Here is a 16,788-nt window from a genome sequence, read left to right on the forward strand (position 1 = left end):
CATGCCCCCGAACCCCATCACCCAGAGCCCCACGAACCCCACGGGTGGTCCTACGCGGGCATCACGCCGTACACGCGGGAGAGAGTGAAGGTCCGTTCCGCGCTGCGCAGGTGGCACCAGGCATCCACGTAGGGCGGGTCGAGCTCCAGGTCGCTGAGGGTGCGTACGGTCCGGTCGCCCGAGGTGGCGATGTACTCGATCGTGAGGGGCGTACCCGTGTCGATGGCGTACGCGACTTGGCGGACGTCGCTGTACAACAGGTTCTCCGCGTACGCGGCGACGATCTCCTCCGTGTCCGTCTTGTACGGCACCCCGCTGCCGAACGGGTCGGGTGCCGGGGCGATCGGCGGAGCTTCGAGCAGTCGGTCGGCCAGGGCTAGAAGCCTGCCCTCGGCGGACGTGTCCGCGGCGCGGGCGGCGGGGGTCCGGGGTCCGTTCCGTGGGGGAGGGGCGGCGTCGGCCGCCCTCTGCGGAGGGACCCTGTCGATGCGTACCGTTCCGTCGGCGGTCTCGGCGACCGGCGCGTAGCCCGCGGCGCGCAGTGCGGCGAGCGCGTCCGGGAGCGGACCACCGCTGACCAGGACCGTCGGGGCGAGACGGCGCAGGGCGAGCCCGGAGAGGGCGCGGTGGGCGGCGAGTTCGGCCAGGAGGGCGGGCTCGTCGCTGTGGATGACACAGGCCGCGGGGGCGACGCGCACCCGGCCGTGGCCGCGAGCGGTGTCGGCGATGAGATAGGCCAGCGGCTGCGGAAGGGTCTCCGTGGCGGAACAGGCCGTCAGGTCGGCGGTGATCTCGGCGGCGGAGCGGCCGGCGTCCAGGGCCCGGCGGACACCGGAGGCGCTGAACCGCCAGACGGACGCCGCGCCGCTGGTCTCCCGGTCGGCCACCGAATCCAGGAGGGCGGCGAGTCGCGTGGCGGGGGTGCCGGTGACGACGGCGGTGAGGTCGGCGCCGATCCGGGCCGTCCGGACGGCGGGCGGTACCAACCGTCGCACCGAGGCGTCGAGCCGGTCCCCGGCGTGGTCCGACAGCTGGGTGCCGAGCGGGGACAGCGCGCCCCGCGCCAGCACACCGAGCAGTTCGGCCTCGCGGATCACCGCGCTGAACGGGGTCGCGTCCTCCGGCGAGGCGTCGTCGGCGAGCGGCCGGTGCCAGGCCACGAGCGGCCCCAGCTGCGAGGAGACCTTCACCCCCTGCCCCGAGGGGAGCCCCGCCGCCGCGGCGAGCAACCCTTGCCGGGCCTGTCGGCAACCGTCACAGGGAGGCGTGTCGGCGAGGACCGGAAGCGCCTTGTTGTCCTCGTCGCGCGCCCGGGTGGGGGTGAGCGGCAGGTCCCGCCATGCTCGGAGCAGCAGGGCGAACTGTTCCGCGGGCTCTTGTTCGGCCCAGCTGTCGTAGGCCGTGGTGGGAGGTACACGATCACCGTCGTGGGCGAGCAGCCCGGCGGCGTGCGCGGCCTCCAGGGTGATCCGTACGACGGAGTCCTCCGCCTGGGCGGCCCTGCCGATGCGGGTCAGTTCACGCGCTCCGATCCCGCCCGACTTCAGCCGCGCCGGTGGGGTGGCCGCGCAGACGGCCAGGACGGAGGCGGCCTGGGCCGCGAACGCGGTGGCGGCCACCGCGGCCTCCCGCTCCACCTCCGCGGGGGTGACGGCCACCAGCCGGGCGTCGGGCACCAGCGGTTCGAACGGAGCGTGCCAGTCGGCGCCCCGCAGAGCCAGGGCCACCTCGGCCGGCATGAGGACGGGTCCGTAACGGTGACGGTCGTGGAGCAGCAGCCCGCGATCGAGCGCCCACCGGGCGTCCGGCCCGAGGTGGAGGCCGAAAGCCTCGAACACGCCGGTGTCCGGCTCCAGCGGCGCGAAACCGGCGCGTTCCTGGAGCACCCTCCGGGTGGCCGCCGGCGCCTGGCCGACCAGGGCGGTGACCCGTTCCGCGTCACTGTGATGCTCCAGCAGGGCCCGGAGCCGCCGCTGCCTGGTCCCTGGCGGCTTGATGCCCAGGGACGTCAGCATGCCGCGCAGTTCTTCCGACGGGACGTCCGCCAGCAACTCCTCCAGCGGGGCGTCGAGCCCCAGAGGCGCGGTCCACGCCTGCCGCAAGGGCTCCGGCATCCGGAGTGTCCCGTCACCATCGGGCCAGACAAGTGCCTGGTCCGTCAGGGCCTCCAAGGCCGCGTCCAGCGCGTGTTCCGCCGCTGGGGACGTCACGCCGAGCAGCTCGGCAAGGCTGTCCCGGGGCGCCTGCGCCCCCAGGGCCGCCAGCGCCTCGGCCACTTGGAGGCACGGCAGGGTGAGTCGCGTCAGTACGCGTGCCACGGACCCGGGGCGGTGGAGACGATCCGCGAGTTCCCCCAACGAGAGGGGGTCCGGGGAGACGGCGGCGTCCGGCCGCTGGGCGAGCACCTGCGCCAGGCGCGAGCCGTCGAGTTCGCTCAGCCACGTCACGAGCGTTGACCGGGACTTCATGAGGAGACACCTCGGCAGATCTGGAACGTGTCACGTGCGGGCGGACCGAAGTCACTCCGGACCGAGCTCAAGGATGGCGCAGTTCCATGATCCGCGAAGGCGATATGCCGGGTTCGCCGCGATCTCCCGCGACGACGGACCCCGAGGAAACCGAAGGCGGGCCCTCCAGTGTGAGGGAGAGGCTGAACGGCCCCGAGGAACAAGCCGGCGGAGGCGAAAACTGAGTCCGACAACGTCGAAGGGCCCCACCTTGCGGTGGGGCCCTTCGACGTTAGTGCCCGGTGAGGCACTGGGCGGAGGATACGAGATTCGAACTCGTGAGGGGTTGCCCCCAACACGCTTTCCAAGCGTGCGCCCTAGGCCACTAGGCGAATCCTCCGCGGCAAACAATACAAGACGTTGGGGAGTGCTCGCGAACACGATCCGCTCGGCCGCTTCCGAGGTCACATCCCTGTCTCCCGGCGTCGCTTCCGGGTGCCGGGATCGGCTAAGGTGGGGCTCAGCCCCTCACGTGGCGCTATCTGACTGAACTCCCCCAGGGCCGGAAGGCAGCAAGGGTAGGTTGGCTCTGGCGGGTGCGTGGGGGGCGTTTGCGTTCCCGGACGGGTTGTTTCCGTACTGAGGCCAAGGCCGGTTGTCTCCGTACCCGGGCCGAGGCGGGTTGCCGTCGGGCCGCCGCCCCGGGCAGCCCGAGTCGGACGGACCGCCAGGCCGCCGGGCCGGTGGCTCGCGTGAGGCGGGCCGGGGCCGGTTGTCAGTGGACGCCTATAACCTCGTATGCGTGTCGTCTCTCGCGCTGTACCGCCGTTATCGCCCGGAGTCGTTCGCCGAGGTCATCGGGCAGGAGCATGTAACCGACCCGTTGCAGCAGGCGCTGCGGAACAACCGGGTCAATCACGCGTACCTGTTCAGTGGTCCGCGCGGCTGCGGCAAGACGACCAGCGCGCGCATCCTGGCCCGCTGTCTGAACTGTGAGCAAGGTCCCACGCCGACCCCGTGCGGTGAGTGCCAGTCGTGCCAGGACCTCGCGCGCAACGGGCCGGGTTCGCTCGACGTCATCGAGATCGACGCGGCCTCGCACGGTGGTGTGGACGACGCCCGTGACCTGCGCGAGAAGGCTTTCTTCGGCCCGGCGAGCAGCCGGTACAAGATCTACATCATCGACGAGGCCCACATGGTCACGTCGGCCGGGTTCAACGCGCTGCTCAAGGTCGTCGAGGAGCCGCCGGAGCACCTCAAGTTCATCTTCGCGACGACCGAGCCCGAGAAGGTCATCGGGACGATCCGCTCGCGTACGCACCACTACCCGTTCCGGCTCGTGCCGCCGGGGACGCTGCGCGAGTACCTGGGCGAGGTGTGCGCCAAGGAGGACAGCCGCGTCGAGGACGGCGTGCTGCCGCTCGTCGTGCGCGCCGGTGCCGGGTCCGTGCGTGACTCGATGTCCGTCATGGACCAGCTGCTCGCCGGCGCCGGTGAGGACGGTGTGACATACGCCATGGCGACCGCCCTGCTCGGGTACACGGACGCCTCGCTGCTCGACTCCGTCGTCGAGGCCTTCGCCACGGGTGACGGGGCGGCCGCCTTCGAGGTCGTCGACCACGTCATCGAGCGGGGCAACGACCCGCGTCGTTTCGTCACCGACCTGCTGGAGCGGCTGCGGGACCTGGTGATCCTGGCCGCCGTCCCGGACGCGGCTGAGAAGGGGCTCATCGACTCCCCGGCCGATGTCGTGGAGCGCATGCAGGCGCAGGCGTCGACGTTCGGCGCCGCCGAGCTCAGCCGCGCCGCCGACCTGGTCAACGAGGGCCTGACCGAGATGCGCGGCGCCAATTCGCCGCGCCTCCAGCTGGAGCTGATCTGCGCGCGCGTGCTGCTGCCCGCCGCGTACGACGACGCCCGTTCCGTCATGGCCCGACTCGACCGCATCGAGCGCGGCGGGGTCTTCACCCCGGGCGGACAGGGCCCCGGCCCCTCCATGGCGTACGTTCCCGGCCCCGACGCCCACGCGCCCGCCCCGGTCGCCCCGCCGGCCGCGCCCGGACCGGCCGCCCCGGGTGGTGGCCCGGCAGCGGCCCGCGCGGCAGTGCGCGGCCCCGCCCCGGAACCCGCGGCCCCGGCCCACACTCCGACTCCCGCTCCAGCACCGACACCGGCCCCGCCCGCCGAAGCCGCCCCGGCCCCCACCGCCCAAGCCCCCACCGCCCAGGCCCCCGGCGCCTGGCCCTCCGCAGCCCCCACAGGCGGCTCGGGCGCCTCGGATGGCTCGGGCGGTGCTCGCAGGCCCGGTGGCTGGCCCACGGCCGCCTCCGCCGGTACCGGCCGGCCGCCCGCCCCGGCGGCGGCCCCCGCCCCGACCGCCTCCGCCCCCCAGCAGCCCGCGCCAGCGCCCGCGCCTGCCGCCGCACCCGTGGCCCAGGCGCCCGTCGGCGGCCCGGACCCCCGCACCCTCTGGCCGAACATCCTGGAGGCGGTGAAGAACAAGCGCCGCTTCACCTGGATCCTGCTCAGCCAGAACGCGCAGGTCACCGGGTTCGACGGCACCACGGTCCAGCTCGGCTTCGTGAACGCGGGCGCCCGGGACAACTTCGTGAGCAGCGGCAGCGAGGACGTACTGAAGGCGGCCCTGACCGAGCAGTTCGGGGTGCACTGGAAGGTCGACGCGGTGGTCGACGCCGCCGGAGGTGCCCCGGCGCCGCCGACGGCATCGGGCGGCTATGGGGGCGGCGGTGGTTACGGAGGCGGCGGCTATGCCCCGGCCCCCGCTCCTGCCCCGGCACCGACCCCGCCTCCGCCCGCCGCGTCCCCGACGGCGGCCTCCGCCTCGGCCTCGGCGCCCGCCGCCCCGGCCCCCGCTCCGGCGCCCGCGCCTGCCCCAGCCCGGCGCCCGGTCTCGGTGGAGGACGACATCCCCGAGGACGACGACCCGGACCTGGATGAGAACGCCCTGTCCGGCCATGACCTGATCGTCCGCGAACTGGGCGCGACGGTGGTCGAGGAATTCAGCAACGAGTAGCACTCCGCCTCACCCCACCTCACCCCATCCCCCAGTCCCGGCGCGGAGCCTCCACCTCCCGCCGGTCGCCCCGCACCTGCAGAGCCGGTCGCCCCGCACCTATCGAGCCGACCACCCCTCACCTGGGTGAGCCGACCACCCCTCACCGGGGTGAGCCGACCACCCCTCACCGGGAGAGGTGGCCACCCCCTCCACCTGTAGAAACGCACAACCCCCACCCCACCCCCCATTGGGAAGCCCGTACAAGAGCACCGCGCCCGGACGGATAGGCTGACCGGCGTGAAGGTCCTCGTCATCGGCGGCGGCGCCCGCGAACACGCCCTGTGCCGCTCTCTGTCCCTCGACCCCGCCGTCTCCGCCCTGCACTGTGCCCCTGGCAACGCAGGCATCGGCGAGGTCGCCGAGTTGCACCCCGTCGACGCGCTCGACGGCGCCGCGGTCACCGCCCTCGCCCGGAAGCTGGAGGCCGGCCTCGTCGTCGTGGGCCCCGAGGCTCCCCTGGTGGCGGGCGTCGCCGACGCCGTCCGTGCCGCGGGCATCCCGGTGTTCGGGCCGTCCGGCGAGGCCGCGCAGCTGGAGGGGTCCAAGGCGTTCGCGAAGGACGTCATGGCCGGCGCGGGCGTGCCCACCGCGCGGTCCTACGTCTGCACGACGCCCGCCGAGGTCGACGCGGCGCTCGACGCGTTCGGCGCCCCGTACGTGGTGAAGGACGACGGTCTCGCCGCCGGCAAGGGTGTCGTCGTCACCGACGACATCGACAAGGCCCGCGCGCACGGGAACGCCTGCGAGCGCGTCGTCATCGAGGAGTTCCTCGACGGCCCCGAGGTCTCCCTCTTCGCGATCACCGACGGCACGACGGTCGTCCCGCTCCAGCCCGCCCAGGACTTCAAGCGCGCCCTGGACGGCGACGAGGGCCCCAACACCGGTGGCATGGGCGCCTATTCGCCGCTTCCGTGGGCCGACCCGAAGCTGGTGGAGGAAGTCCTCGACACGGTTCTGCAGCCGACCGTCGACGAGATGCGCAAGCGCGGCACCACCTTCTCCGGTCTGCTCTACGCCGGTCTCGCCATCACGGGGCGCGGCGTGCGCGTCATCGAGTTCAACGCCCGCTTCGGCGACCCCGAGACGCAGGTCGTCCTCGCCCGTCTGCGGACGCCGCTGGCCGGCATCCTGCTGGCAGCGGCGGACGGCACGCTCGCCGACCTGGAGCCGCTGCGGTGGAGCGACGACGCGGCCGTCACCGTCGTCATCGCCTCGCACAACTATCCGGACACCCCGCGCACCGGCGACCCGATCACCGGGCTCGACGCGGTGGCGGCACAGGATGCCCCGAACGCGTACGTCCTGCACGCCGGGACCAAGCGGGAGGGCGAGAACGGGCCGGTCGTGAGCGCGGGCGGCCGGGTGCTGTCCGTCACGGCGACCGGTACGGACCTGGCACAGGCCCGCGAGCGCGCGTACGCCGCGGTGGGCCGCATCGGCCTCGACGGATCGCAGCACCGTACGGACATCGCCGCGAAGGCCGCCGCCGAGAGCTGAGCGGCACCTCCCGGGAAGCCGGCCCCCGAAAGCCGACCGCGAAAAGCCGCCCCCAAAAAACAGGCCCCTGAAAAGGCCCCTGAAAAACTGACCACAAGCGGCCGGAACTGGCCTCCGGACGGGCCCCGGGCGAGTGTCACCCTCTCTCGCCCGGCCCGCCGATGTCAGCCACCTTTACCCAAAGCCATTCCATCGAGTGACCGATGGCCTATCCGGCTGACGATGCCCCCGACCCCAACTAGGGTGCGGCGCACGGAGTTCAGGCCCTCGCGAGGCGAACCCCCGCCCGCCCGGTTCTGTCCCGGTAACGGATAGAACCAGACGGACCACCGGCATTGCGATGTCGGTGGCGGGTGCCACAGTGGGGGAGTGAGCAACGCCACCAGTGTCCTGCCACGGGTCTCCGCCCACGGCCGGGCAGAAGGTACAGGCAGCAGGGGGTGACATCGGTCGTGTCCGGTATGGGTGCGGAAGCGGGTGCGCAGGCAGCGCGCTCCCGGGCCGTCGCCGTGCTGCGCATCCGCGGCAGGGCGACGGCGCTGGCCCTGCTGCCCGCGGCGGCGTCGGTGATCCTGCTGGCGGGCGGCGCCACCGGCCATCTGACAGGCGGCAGTTGGGACGCGGCGCGGCTGGTGGTGACCGTTCTCGCGGTGCTCGTCCTGCTCACCGCGGCGGCCGTCGCCCTGGTCGTGGCGCGGGCCAGACCCGCTCTCAGCCCGACCGTGCCGATCGCCGAGGAGACGGCCCCCGATCTGTACCGGCTGGTGCGTGACCTGGCCGACCGGCTCGACGTCCCGGCGCCGTCGGCCATAGCGCTCACCCCGGACTGCGACAGCTGGCTGGAGGACCGCACGCATCCGGCGCACGGTCCGCCGCGGCCCTCGGCGCGCGACCGCGGGAAGACGCCCGTGGCGCCGGTCCTGGTCATCGGCTCCCCCTTCCTGTGGTGGATGCGGGTGGCCGAGCTGCGCGCCGTCCTCGCCCCGGTCGTCGCCGGTACGGGTCCTTCGGCCCACCCCGACATAGCGGCGGCCCGGCGCTTCGTGCGCGGCCTCGACGCCGCCGTCGCGGTCGCCGCCGCGCCCGGGCGCGGCCCCCTGACCCGGCCGCTGCTGAGCGGCGTCGGCCGGGTCGCGCGGCTGATGCTGCGGGGCTGCCGGGTGCACGCCGCCGAGATGGAGCGCGGGGTCGCCGCCGCCGGCGCCGAGCGCGCGCAAGCGGTGGACTACGGCCTGCGGATCGTCGCCCAGGAGCAGGTCGGACTCGCCTACGCGGGCTGGGACCGGCTGCTGACGCGCGTCGCGCTGCCCGCCTGGCGCATGGGCCGCTGGCCGTCCCGGCTGGACGTGGGGGTGGTCGCCGCCCTCACCGAGCTGTCCCGCCGCGACCGGCTCGCGGAGGGTTTCACCTCCCGGCTCGGCGAGCGCCCCGCCTGCGACCTCCTCGAGGAGCCCGGCACCGTGGACGAGGCCGCCTCCCTGCTGGCCGCCCGGCTCTTCCACGGCGGACCCGCCGAGTCCGGCCCCGACTGGGCGCCGGTCGACTGGCAGGAGTACCCGGACGAGGTCGTGGACCGTACGTGGCGCACGGACGCCGCCCGCCTGCATCGGGTTCTGGACAATCTGGGCGTGCGGAGCGCCCGCACCGACGCCTCCACCGCCCCCGAGGGCCCGACCCTGGCGCGGGTCCTCGACCACCTGGCCACGGACCCCGAACCCCGACCCGATGACGAACCCTCGGCCTCCTCACCCGCCTCGGCCCGCCCCGCCCCCTCCGCTCCCTCCGCCCCAGGGGCCCCCGCGGCGATCCCGACCGCGGCTCCGGAGACATACACCGACGCGGAGCTCGACGCCCTGCTCACCCCGGCCCCCCGGCCCGAGGCCGACTCCCTCTCCGCCGGACTCAGCGCCGAGCTGGCCCGTGAGGAGGGCGCCCGGCCCGTGTCCCCCGCGCCCGCGAGCAAGGGCCCGGACGACGCGCTGTGGGACGAGGGCGCACTGCCGCTGTTCCCGCTGCAACCGCCGCGCAGCGGGCGGGAGTTGCTCGCCGACCACGTCACCGCGATGGTGTGCTGCGCGGCCGTGGACACGGCCGGGGCGGCGCCAGGTCTCGACTGGCTCGACGGCCCCGCGCTGCTCGTCGGCGGGGAGCGCGCCGGCGATCTCGGGCCGCGCGTCCTGAGCCTCGTCGAGGACGGCGACCCGGAACCGCTGAAGGGATGGCTGGCCCGCCTCGGTATCCGCCCGGAGAAGCCCGTGCGTCTGGTGTGACGCCCGCCCTACCCGGAGGTAAACGTTCCACTCTCGCCAATTCGCGACGAACGGTGACGGAGTGCGTGCGTAATGTGATGTGCTGGGACCGGTCGCGGAACAACACCGCGCACCAGGGCTCGGGGGCGAGGGAGGGGAGCAGCCATGGGGCCGGAGAGCATGGGACCGGACAGCGTGGAGCACCCGGAGGACGCGGCAGGACAGAGCGCCGCGCCACCGCCCCGCCCGCGCACGCTCCGCTGGGAATCGGGGGCGATGGCGCACGCCGTCAGTGACCCCTTCGGCCAGGGCCCGCTGCCCTGGCTGCGCGGCAGTGAGCTCTACTTCGACGACACCGGCCAGGTCGTTCCCTGGTACGTGGACCCCGCGGCGCAGCGGGGCGTGGGATCCGTCCCGGCGCCGCGCACCAGCGGCCCGCGCACCGCCGACGACGTGCGCCGCCAGATCAAGGGGTTCGCCTCGACCGGCGCGGCCGCCCCGGGCGAGTCGATCGACTTCCACGTCACGGTCGACCCGCCCCAGCAGTTCAGCGTGGACATCTACCGCATCGGCCACTACGGCGGCGACGGCGCCCGCAAGATCACCACGAGCCCGCGGCTGTCCGGCATCGTCCAGCCCGCGCCGCTGACCGCCGACCGCACCGTCTCCTGCCACCACTGGTGGCTGTCCTGGCGGCTCCAGATCCCGTCGTACTGGAACGTGGGGGCGTACGTGGCCGTCCTCACCACCCTCGACGGCTACCGCTCGCACGTGCCCTTCACGGTGCGCGACTCCCAGCCGGCCGATCTGCTCCTGCTGCTCCCGGACATCACCTGGCAGGCGTACAACCTGTACCCGGAGGACGGCCGCACCGGCGCCAGCCTCTACCACGCCTGGGACGAGGAGGGCCGGCTGCTCGGCGAGAGCGAGGCCGCGACCACGGTCTCCTTCGACCGGCCGTACGCGGGCGCGGGCCTGCCTCTGCACGTCGGCCACGCCTACGACTTCATCCGCTGGGCCGAGCGCTACGGATACGACCTCGCCTACGCCGACGCGCGCGACCTGCACGCGGGCCGCGTCGACCCGGCCCGCTACCGGGGCCTGGTCTTCCCCGGCCACGACGAGTACTGGTCGGCGAACATGCGCCGGACCACCGAGCGGGCCCGCGAGAAGGGCACCTCCCTCGTCTTCCTCTCCGCCAACACCATGTACTGGCAGGTGGAGCTGGGCCCCTCCGCGTCCGGGGTGCCGGACCGCCTGCTCACCTGCCGCAAGCGCAGAGGCCCCGGGAAGGCCGCGCTCTGGCGGGAGATCGACAAGCCGGAGCAGCAGCTGCTGGGCATCCAGTACGCGGGCCGTGTCCCCGAGCCGCACCCCCTGGTCGTGCGGAACGCGGACCACTGGCTGTGGGAGGCGACCGGCGCCCATGAGGGCGACGAGATCGAGGGCCTGGTCGCCGGTGAGGCCGACCGCTACTTCCCGCGTACGGCCCTGCCCGAGCACCAGGACCGCATCCTGCTGGCCCACTCCCCGTACCGCGACAGCGAGAAGGCCCGCCGCCACCAGGAGACGTCCCTGTACCGGGCGCCGTCGGGGGCGCTGGTCTTCGCGTCCGGGACGTTCGCCTGGTCCCCGGCCCTTGACCGGCCGGGCCATGTGGACCCGCGGGTGCAGCGGGCGACGGCCAATCTGCTCGACCGCATCTGCAAACGGGACTGAGCGCGCGACACCGGCCGGGCCCGTCGGCGGACCCATGGCCAGAACTCGTCCCCCAGTACGGGAGAATCAGAGGCACATGTAGAGAACCACCGGGAGGAACCGTGTCCGGATTCGTCGAAAAGCCCGAACCAGCGCAGGTCCCGGGCCTGGTCCACCTCCACACCGGCAAGGTGCGCGAGCTGTACCAGAACGACGCGGGCGACCTGATCATGGTCGCCAGTGACCGCTTGTCGGCCTACGACTGGGTCCTGCCGACGCCCATCCCCGACAAGGGCCGCGTCCTGACCCAGCTCTCGCTGTGGTGGTTCGAACAGCTCGCCGACCTCATGCCCCACCACGTCGTCTCCACGGAGCTGCCGCCCGGCGCCCCCGCCGACTGGGCGGGCCGCACGCTCGTCTGCAAGTCCCTGGAGATGGTTCCGGTCGAGTGCGTGGCCCGCGGCTACCTCACCGGCTCAGGGCTGCTCGAGTACAAGGCGACGCGCACGGTCTGCGGCCTCGCCCTGCCCGAGGGTCTGGAGGACGGCTCGGAGCTGCCCGCGCCGATCTTCACGCCCGCCACGAAGGCCGAGGTCGGCGAGCACGACGAGAACGTGAGCTACGAGGAGGTGGCCCGCCAGGTCGGCGCGGAGACCGCCGCGCAGCTGCGCCAGTCGACCCTCGCGGTCTACGGCCGGGCCCGGGACATCGCACGGGAGCGCGGCATCATCCTGGCGGACACGAAGTTCGAGTTCGGCTTCGACAAGGACGGCACGCTGGTCCTCGCCGACGAGGTGCTGACCCCGGACTCCTCGCGCTTCTGGCCGGCCGACCAGTGGCAGCCGGGCCGCGCGCAGCCCAGCTACGACAAGCAGTTCGTACGCGACTGGCTGACGTCCGAGGACTCCGGCTGGGACCGCGCGAGCGAGCAGCCGCCGCCGTCGCTGCCCGAGCAGGTCGTGGCCGCGACCCGCGGCAAGTACATCGAGGCGTACGAGCTGCTGACCGGGGTCCCCTGGTCGTAGCGGAGCGGGTACGGAACGACGAGAGCCCCGGTCCATCAGGACCGGGGCTCTCGTCTCGCGGAGCGAACGACCGGGTTCGAACCGGCGACCTCAACCTTGGCAAGGTTGCGCTCTACCAACTGAGCTACGTTCGCAAAGCGCCGCTTTCGCGGTGCTCCGTGCGCCGAAGCGCGACGCCTACTATACCCAACCTCGCTCGCGTGCGATCCGCACCGCCGCATGCCGGTTCTCGGCGCCGAGCTTCGAGACGGCCGAGGAGAGATAGTTCCGTACGGTCCCCTGCGAGAGCGCCGCGCGGTCGGCGATCTCCGCCACCGGCGCCCCGTCGGCGGCCAGCTCCAGCACCTCGGCCTCGCGCGCGGTCAGCGGCGAGTCCCCGGCGGAGATCGCGTCGGCCGCCAACTCCGGGTCCACGTACCGGTTTCCGGCGTGCACGGCCCGGATGATCTCGGCGAGTCGCTGGGCGCTCACGGTCTTCGGCACGAAGGCGCGCACCCCCGCCGCCAGAGCCCGCTTCAGATGCCCGGGGCGGCCGTGGCTGGTCACGATCATGGTCCGGCAGCCGGGCAGTTCGGCGCGGAGTGTTGTGGCGACACTCACACCGTCCGCGCCGGGCATCTGCAGATCGAGTACGGCGACGTCCGGCGTGTGCGCCCGCGCCATGGCCAGCGCCTCGGGTCCGGTGGCGGCCTCGGCCACGACGACCAGGTCTTCTTCGAGGGCGAGCAGGGCGGCGAGGGCGCCGCGGATGAGGTGCTCGTCGTCGGCGAGCAGGACGCGCAGCGTCACCGGACCCCCTCCCGCGCACCAGACGTCGCCGCCGGCACCGGGACCTCGGCGACCAGGCGGAAGACGCCCGCTCGCGCCGTCCCGGCCGCCAGTGTCCCGCCCAGCACGGAAAGCCGCTCCCGCAATCCGGCGAGCCCCGATCCGCCCTCGCCGGCGGTGACCGCGCCGGCCCCGTCGTTCTCCACGGTCAGCACCACTCCTCGCGCCCCGATGTCCAGACCCACCGAGCAGACCTCGGCGTTCCCGTGCCGGAGCACGTTCGTCGTGGCCTCCCGCACCACCCAGCCGAGCGCGGACTGCACCTCGGGCGGCAGCCCCGCGGCGGAGCCGGTCACCGAGCAGTCGATCCCGGCCGCACCCAACACGCCCTGCGCCCCGGCGAGTTCGGCCCCGAGGTCGGCCTCGCGATATCCCCGTACGACTCCACGTACTTCCTTCTGCGTGTCCTGCGCGATGCGCTGCACCTCGATCATCTGCGTCACGGCGTCCTCGGTCCGCCCGCGCCGGGCGAGCTGCACGGCCAGCTCGCTCTTGAGGGCGACCACGGCGAGATTGCGGCCCATGACGTCGTGCAGGTCCCGGCCGAACCGCAGTCGCTCCTCGGCGACGGCGAGCCGGGCCTCGACCTCGCGGGCGTGCTCGGACTCCCACATCACGGAGAGGTTCCAGGCGCTGCACCGCGCGCACAGCAGCTCCAGGGGGACGCTCAGGCCCAGTACGAGGGCCAGCGCGAGCAGTCGGCCGATGCTCGCGCCCACGGCGGCGAACAGGACCAGCGCCGCCGCGATGGCCACGGCGCTCCGCTTCAGGAACGTACGGACCGGCACGGTCAGGACGTAGGCGCAGCCGAACGGCATCGGCGCGAACAGCAGGGGCAGGGCGATCAGGCCGTCCCGCACACCGCCCCGCGCGATGAGGGCGGCGATCAGGCCGAGCGCCACCACGAGGAGCCCGGCCGCCGCGCCGGTCTGGGCGCGGGACACGGGGCCGCGCCCCAGGTACTGGTCCAGGGCGCCGCGCAGGTGGAAGTGGGCGACGACGCACTGGGCCACGTTCACCACGATCAGCGCGGCGCCCAGGGTGAGCGAGACGGAGTCGTGGTGGAGGGCGTCGGCGAGTGTCGGCCCCGACCAGGCGACGAAGTACAGCCAGTTCACCGAGCGCAGCAGGAGCCGGCTCTGCCACTCGACCCGCTCGACCTTGCTGCGCTCCCGCCACCGGCCCCGCATCCGCACCACTACGCTCCCGCCCGCTTCACCGCCGCGGCTCCCACCGGAACCACCGTCGTACAGCAAACACCGCGAGGATGATCCAGGCCACCGCCGTGGCGAGGGCGCCCAGCGCGTCGGGGGCGGACAGTTCGCCGCTCCAGCCGCCGCGGATCAGGGTGAGCGCCGGCGTGAGGGGCAGCAGTTCGCAGACGGAGGCCAGCCTGTCCGGCATGACCTCCAGCGGGACGACCGTGCCCGAGCCGAGCATCGAGACGAGCAGCATCGGCATGGTGGCGACCTGGGCGCTCTCCACGCTGCGGCTGAACACGGTGGTCACCGCGGCGAGCGCGACACAGAGCGGGATACCCAACGCCAGCCCCAGCAGGGCGTATTGGGGTGCGCCAGGGGCGCCCACGTCGAGCAGCACGGTGCAGGCGACGGCGAGGACGACACACTGCACGAGCCCGATCGCGACGGAGGGCAGCGCCGCCCCGGCGAGGATCTCGGTGTCGCGCAGCTCGCCGGTGCGCAGCCGCTTGAGGACCAGCTCCTCGCGGCGTGCCGCGTACACGCTCACCAGCGCGCTGTACACGGCGAACAGCAAGGAGAAGCCCATCGCCGAGGACAGGACGACGACACCGACGCTGAGGCCGGTGCCCTTCAGCGCGTCCTCGTCGAGCGACATGCTCGCGCTGAACGGCAGGACGAGAGGCACGAACACGGCGCTGAACAGCACGCCCTTGCTCCGGCCGATGAGTGTCAGCTCCGCCCGGGCGAGCGCCCGCAGCCGCCCCGCCGGGGTGGTCGTCATTGTCGCCGTGCTCATGCCGCCATCTCCTTCGTCCGCTGCTCGTCCCGCTCGCCGGGTGCGCCCTTCGCGTCCTGCGCGATCCGCAGGAACGCCTCTTCGAGGGAGGCGCCCCGCACATCGAGCCGGCGCAGCTCCACGCCCGCGTCCCTGGCCCACAGCAGCACACCGGTGGCGGCCCGCTGGAGTTCGTCGGTCCGCAGCCGGACGAGGCGGCCGGTCGTCTCGTGCCCGGTGACACCGAGCGGGCCGAGCGGCGGCAGGTCGCCGACGTGGTATCCGTCGGGCAGTTCGAACGCGATGTGCGACGGCTGCGAGGCGACGACCTCGTCGACGCGGCCCTCGGCGGCGATCCGTCCCTCGTGCAGGATCGCGAGCCGGTCGGCGAGCGCCTCCGCCTCTTCGAGGTAGTGCGTGGTCAGCAGGACGGTGGTGCCGTCGGCGCGGAGCCCGCGCACCAACTCCCAGGTCTCCCGGCGCCCTTCGGCGTCGAGTCCGGTGGTCGGTTCGTCGAGGAAGAGCACCTCGGGACGGCCGAGCAGGGCGAGCGCGAGATCGAGGCGCCGCTTCTCGCCGCCGGACAGCTGTTTGACGCGGACCTTGCTCCGGGCGGTGAGCCCCACCATGTCGAGGGCCTCGCCGACGGGCCGCGCGCCGCTGGTGCAGCCGGCCCACATGCGGACGGTCTCGGCGACGTTCAGCTCGGCGGGGAAGCCGCCTTCCTGGAGCATCACGCCGATCCGCGGCCGTACCCGGTCGCGTTCGGTGTGCGGGTCGTGCCCGAGGACCCGTACCCGGCCGCCGGCGGGCGCCGCGAGTCCTTCGAGGAGTTCGACGGTGGAGGTCTTGCCCGCGCCGTTGGTGCCGAGGAGCGCGAAGAGTTCGCCGCGGCCCACGGAGAAGCTGACTCCGCGCACCGCCTCGAAGGAGCCCCGTCGGCCGTCCCCGTACACGCGGCGCAGATCAGTGACGTCGATCACGCGCTCGTTGCTGGTCATGGATCCAGCCTGTCGGCGGTCCCGACCGGGCGGCAGTGCGCGCTGTCATCGGCGCACATGACAAATGTCAGATGCGGGGAGCGCACGCGAAAGGCCCCGAATCCGGAGGGATTCGGGGCCTTTCGATCTGGAGCGAACGACCGGGTTCGAACCGGCGACCTCAACCTTGGCAAGGTTGCGCTCTACCAACTGAGCTACGTTCGCATTGCCTCCGACCGGCTTTCACAGGTCGGCGCGAGCACCAGCTTACCGCACCCAGAAGAGTGGCCGGTACGCGATGCAGAGCGGGTGACAGGAATTGCACACTGCGCCTTCCCCCTGGAAGGGGGATGTTCTACTACTGAACTACACCCGCATGACCCCGTGAGGTGCGGCTTTTTCGGCCTCGCCCCTCGGCGTGCTCCAGACTCTAGCCGACCGGCGGGGGTGCAACGCAAGTCGGTTGCCCCGAGGGGTTCCTGACGGCCGGGGCCGCGTCCTCAGTTGGCCTCGGCGAAGGCCTCGTAGACCCGCTTCGGGATCCGGCCGCGCGGCGGTACGTCGAACCGGTTCGAGCGGGCCCAGGCGCGTACCGCCGCGGGGTCCGGGCTGAGGTCGGTGTGGGTGAAGACCTTGCCGGAGCTGGACCGCTTGCGCCCCGCCAGGAGGTACGGGGCCAGGGCCGTGCGGAGCTTTTTGGCATTGGTCTGGTTGAGGTCGATCTCGTACGACCTGCCGTCGAGACCGAAGGCGACCGTTTCCGCCGCTTCCCCGCCGTCGATGTCGTCAAAGAGAGTGACCACGACACGCTGCGCCACGAATATCGGTCCCTTCGTCCGGCACCCCCGCTTTGACGTGCGGTGATGTCGACTGTCCAGCTCTTGTCGAGCAAAGCTCGGGCAATACTGCTGTCCGAGTTCAGGCGGGTTGCCTGTATGCGCCATTTCCTTTTTACCCTGCCCGGCATTGTGCTGGGAAGACCATTTAAAAACCTTCGCGTGTCTGCCGGGC

Annotated in this window: 11 protein-coding genes, 4 tRNA genes and 1 other RNA gene; 6 read left to right on the forward strand and 10 right to left on the reverse strand. The window is 73.0% G+C overall.

Going from position 1 to position 16,788, the window contains the following annotated elements:
* Window positions 1-50: 50 nt before the first annotated feature.
* Entirely contained in the window at window positions 51-2,468 is a 2,418-nt protein-coding gene (locus ACZ45E_RS10825; RefSeq protein WP_468219057.1) for a helicase-associated domain-containing protein, read from the reverse strand.
* A gap of 294 nt (window positions 2,469-2,762) precedes the next feature.
* Window positions 2,763-2,847, reverse strand: a tRNA-Ser gene (locus ACZ45E_RS10830).
* A gap of 120 nt (window positions 2,848-2,967) precedes the next feature.
* On the opposite strand from ACZ45E_RS10830, the gene ffs reads away from it, so the two are divergent.
* The 6 genes from ffs to ACZ45E_RS10860 all read left to right on the forward strand — a co-directional run bounded on the left by ffs (window position 2,968) and on the right by ACZ45E_RS10860 (window position 11,992).
* Window positions 2,968-3,062, forward strand: an RNA gene (ffs, locus tag ACZ45E_RS10835) — signal recognition particle sRNA small type.
* A 187-nt stretch (window positions 3,063-3,249) separates the two neighbouring features.
* Window positions 3,250-5,481, forward strand: a complete 2,232-nt coding sequence (locus ACZ45E_RS10840) for a DNA polymerase III subunit gamma and tau (RefSeq protein WP_468219059.1) — start codon at window positions 3,250-3,252, stop codon at window positions 5,479-5,481.
* A 279-nt stretch (window positions 5,482-5,760) separates the two neighbouring features.
* Window positions 5,761-7,020: a phosphoribosylamine--glycine ligase gene (gene purD, locus ACZ45E_RS10845; protein WP_468219062.1), complete on the forward strand. Its 1,260-nt coding sequence runs from the start codon at window positions 5,761-5,763 to the stop codon at window positions 7,018-7,020.
* A 461-nt stretch (window positions 7,021-7,481) separates the two neighbouring features.
* Window positions 7,482-9,290, forward strand: coding sequence for a M48 family metalloprotease (locus ACZ45E_RS10850; protein ID WP_468219229.1), 1,809 nt, complete (start codon window positions 7,482-7,484; stop codon window positions 9,288-9,290).
* 255 nt (window positions 9,291-9,545) lie between these two features.
* On the forward strand, window positions 9,546-10,988 hold the full coding sequence (locus ACZ45E_RS10855) for a N,N-dimethylformamidase beta subunit family domain-containing protein (RefSeq protein ID WP_468219231.1): 1,443 nt from the start codon (window positions 9,546-9,548) through the stop codon (window positions 10,986-10,988).
* 101 nt (window positions 10,989-11,089) lie between these two features.
* Window positions 11,090-11,992 (forward strand): phosphoribosylaminoimidazolesuccinocarboxamide synthase, encoded by a 903-nt coding sequence (locus tag ACZ45E_RS10860; protein WP_468219064.1) that lies wholly within the window; start codon window positions 11,090-11,092, stop codon window positions 11,990-11,992.
* A 61-nt stretch (window positions 11,993-12,053) separates the two neighbouring features.
* Here the strand turns inward: ACZ45E_RS10860 and ACZ45E_RS10865 are convergent.
* The 8 genes from ACZ45E_RS10865 to ACZ45E_RS10900 form a co-directional block, all read right to left on the reverse strand.
* Window positions 12,054-12,126: transfer RNA gene (locus ACZ45E_RS10865), tRNA-Gly, on the reverse strand.
* Between the two features lie 46 nt (window positions 12,127-12,172).
* Window positions 12,173-12,775, reverse strand: a complete 603-nt coding sequence (locus ACZ45E_RS10870; protein WP_468219233.1) for a response regulator — start codon at window positions 12,773-12,775, stop codon at window positions 12,173-12,175.
* Window positions 12,776-12,777: 2 nt separating this feature from the next.
* Window positions 12,778-14,010 carry a sensor histidine kinase gene (locus tag ACZ45E_RS10875; RefSeq protein ID WP_468219235.1) on the reverse strand — a complete coding sequence of 411 codons (1,233 nt, stop codon included), beginning with the start codon at window positions 14,008-14,010 and terminating at the stop codon, window positions 12,778-12,780.
* A 25-nt stretch (window positions 14,011-14,035) separates the two neighbouring features.
* The gene (locus tag ACZ45E_RS10880; RefSeq protein ID WP_468219066.1) at window positions 14,036-14,818 is read right to left on the reverse strand and encodes an ABC transporter permease; all 783 of its coding nucleotides are present in this window, start codon (window positions 14,816-14,818) and stop codon (window positions 14,036-14,038) included.
* Complete coding sequence (locus ACZ45E_RS10885) at window positions 14,815-15,798, reverse strand: ABC transporter ATP-binding protein (RefSeq protein ID WP_468219068.1); 984 nt, start codon at window positions 15,796-15,798, stop codon at window positions 14,815-14,817. Before ACZ45E_RS10885 ends, ACZ45E_RS10880 begins: the two co-directional genes overlap by 4 nt.
* Before the next feature lie 128 nt (window positions 15,799-15,926).
* Window positions 15,927-16,002: transfer RNA gene (locus ACZ45E_RS10890), tRNA-Gly, on the reverse strand.
* 79 nt (window positions 16,003-16,081) lie between these two features.
* Window positions 16,082-16,153: transfer RNA gene (locus ACZ45E_RS10895), tRNA-Gly, on the reverse strand.
* A 124-nt stretch (window positions 16,154-16,277) separates the two neighbouring features.
* Window positions 16,278-16,595, reverse strand: a complete 318-nt coding sequence (locus ACZ45E_RS10900) for a histone-like nucleoid-structuring protein Lsr2 (protein ID WP_468219071.1) — start codon at window positions 16,593-16,595, stop codon at window positions 16,278-16,280.
* Window positions 16,596-16,788: the final 193 nt, after the last annotated feature.

It is taken from the genome of Streptomyces sp. NPDC030991 (assembly GCF_055571235.1).